This is a genomic window from Pseudanabaena sp. CCNP1317 (genome assembly GCF_034931345.1).
Taxonomy (GTDB): Bacteria; Cyanobacteriota; Cyanobacteriia; order Pseudanabaenales; family Pseudanabaenaceae; genus Pseudanabaena; species Pseudanabaena galeata.
On record NZ_JAYGIF010000042.1, the window covers coordinates 1 to 2,891 of the forward strand.

The window sequence follows — 2,891 nt, forward strand, 5'->3', positions numbered from 1 at the left end:
TAGCGAGTCTGCCTGTGGAGGAGATGTAAGTCGATCTGGTAAAACTTCGGTTTTGTTGGACGCTATCCCCGTTGAATCAGGAAGCCAGCTCTGTACCGCCTAAGCGGTCAGCGTCTGGTAGTTCACTTCACTAAATTATCAAAAAGCGATCGCCTATAGCGTTTACTCAGTCTGGTGAAGTACGGGTTTGTTCCCCCGCCTTCGGCGGGGGGAAACAAACCTTTGTACCTCGCTTGCTTGAAAAACGCTATATCAACGTGACGTGAGTTCGATATAGCCATTTGCGGCGTGCTTCGCACGCCGCAAATGGCGAAAAATGGTAAGAATCGCTTAGCGATTCTTACCATAACGTGAGTTCGGAATAAGCTACAAAATTTTAGGAGATAAAACAGTAAAAGCCTCGCTTTGCGAGGCTTTTACTGTTTTATCTCCTAGATAGGGTTCCCTATCTAGGAGATAGTTTGAAATTAACCCGAACTGAGGTTAATTAACGTCATCAGTTCGACGAAAGCGAAAAATGGTAAGAATCGCTAAGCGATTCTTACCATTTTTCGCCATTAGCGTCGTGCGAAGCACGACGCTAATGGCTATATCGAACTCACGTTTAATTAATAAATCAGAAAGAAATTAAATCGAACTCACGATTACAAAACCGAGAACACCAATAAAAATGACCAGAGCATAGAATTGCGCTTTGCCATTTTCAAAGTACTTCAAGCCTTCGCCAGTAACTACAGTCACAAAACCAGCAAGGTTAACTACACCATCAACGATTTTGGCATCAACTTCTAGCACTTGACGAGCTAAGCGACGAGAACCAACCACGAAGATCGTGTTGTAAATTTCATCGATGTACCATTTGTTCTTCGAGAGCTTGTAGAGAGGTTCGATGGATTTGGCGATCGCACTGGGATCGATTTTCTTTTGCAAATACATCAAGATTGCTAGGGAAATCCCAATCAAACCAATACCAACAGAGCTTCCACCCATTAATAGGAATTCAGGGGTAAAGCCTTCCACAGGAACTTCAGTGATTTTTTCCGATGGTGTGTGGATAAAGTACTCGAAGTAATTACCCAAGGGCGTACCAACTAAACCGATCGCCATCGAAGGAATTGCCAAGACCATCAAAGGGAAAGTCATGGTGATTGGCGATTCATGGGGCTTACTGGCATGATGATGCCCATGTCCATCGTCAGCTTGAGCTTCTTTGCCAACTGAGTTTTCAGCTTTAACCATGGCTAAGAGCTGCTTGTCAGTACCGCGAAAATCGCCTTCAAAGGTGGTGAAGTACATGCGGAACATGTAGAAAGCAGTGATCCCCGCTGTAGCAAAGCCGATCGCCCAAAGAGCAGGGTTAGCTTTGAAAGTAGAGGCAAGAATTTCATCCTTTGACCAGAAACCAGCAAAGGGAGGAATACCACTAATCGCCAGAGTACCGATGAAGAAGGTGATCGCCGTGATCGGCATATATTTGCGTAAGCCACCCATCACCCGCATATCTTGAGCAACATCGGGATCATGTCCCACCACTTCTTCCATGCCGTGAATAACGGAACCAGAACCGAGGAACATCATTGCTTTGAAGTAAGCATGGGTCATCAGGTGGAATAAGCCAGCGCCGTAAGCGCCAACGCCCATACCCATTACCATGTATCCCAACTGGGATACGGTGGAATAAGCCAAGCCTTTTTTGATGTCGTTTTGAGTGATGGCGATGCTTGCTCCCAGAAATGCTGTAAAGGCTCCTGTCCAAGCGATCGTATTCATCACCGCAGGAATTTCTTCAAATACGGGGAACATCCGCGCAATTAGGAATACCCCAGCAGCAACCATCGTCGCCGCATGGATCAAAGCCGAAATTGGTGTAGGACCTTCCATAGCGTCAGGTAACCACACATGGAGGGGAAATTGGGCAGATTTAGCAGCAGGTCCCATGAAAACGAGAATTGCGAATAGAGTAGCAAGAGCGACACTGATGGCTCCTGATTCGACTAATTCGCTGAGACGTTCTCCCATTTCTGTGAATTCAAACGTACCAGTTGCCCAATACAGACCAAGCAACCCAAGTAGCAGTCCAAAGTCACCAACGCGGTTAGTTACAAAGGCTTTTTGGCAAGCATCGGCTGCACCTTTGCGATCGAACCAAAAGCCAATTAGCAAGTAGGAACACATCCCCACGAGTTCCCAGAAAATATAAATCTGTACCAAGTTGGGGCTAACGACTAAGCCCAGCATGGAGGAGGTGAATAAACTTAGGTAAGCATAGAATCTGACATAGCTGGGATCATGAGCCATGTAGCCATCGGTGTAAATCTGCACCAAGAAAGCGACGGTGGTGACGATCACTAACATCAGTGCAGTCAGGTGATCGATCACAAATCCCATATTCAGATGAAATGCACCTGCTTGCGCCCACTCAAAGGTGTAGAGGTAGGGGTCATGCCCTTGGATCTGACTCCAGAGTAAGTTAATTGCCATCACCATTGCGCCGCCTGTGGCGGATACGCTGAGGACAGACCAAAGCGATCGCAATTTGTTGGTAGATTTGTTAAAGGTAATCAGCCCTGTGCCGATAATCAGTGCTGCAGCAAGTGGCAGCAAGGGAATCAGCCATGCGTATTGATATGCAAAGTCCATAGGTCGCGTTTGAACGCAAAGTTTATTGTAGAGACGCTTTTAATAGGTTAGTTTACTACAGGGCGTTCAAGAGCGATGTGTTAACCATGAGCATTATTACTTATTAATCTAAAAATTTAGAAAGATTTAACTAACGCGAACGAGAAGTCCCGCACTCTATCCGTATACAAGGATGAGTGACGGGATGAAAGTGAGCCAGAAACAAATTGAGCGATTCTCGAATCAATAGAAGTTATCTATGCTATAATTAG

The 2,891-nt window shown here is 45.7% G+C and carries 1 protein-coding gene; it reads right to left on the reverse strand.

The features are described 5' to 3' along the window. Positions 1-627 precede the first annotated feature (627 nt). On the reverse strand, positions 628-2,640 hold the full coding sequence (locus tag VB775_RS10180) for an NAD(P)H-quinone oxidoreductase subunit 5 (RefSeq protein WP_281007830.1): 2,013 nt from the start codon (positions 2,638-2,640) through the stop codon (positions 628-630). Positions 2,641-2,891 lie beyond the last annotated feature (251 nt).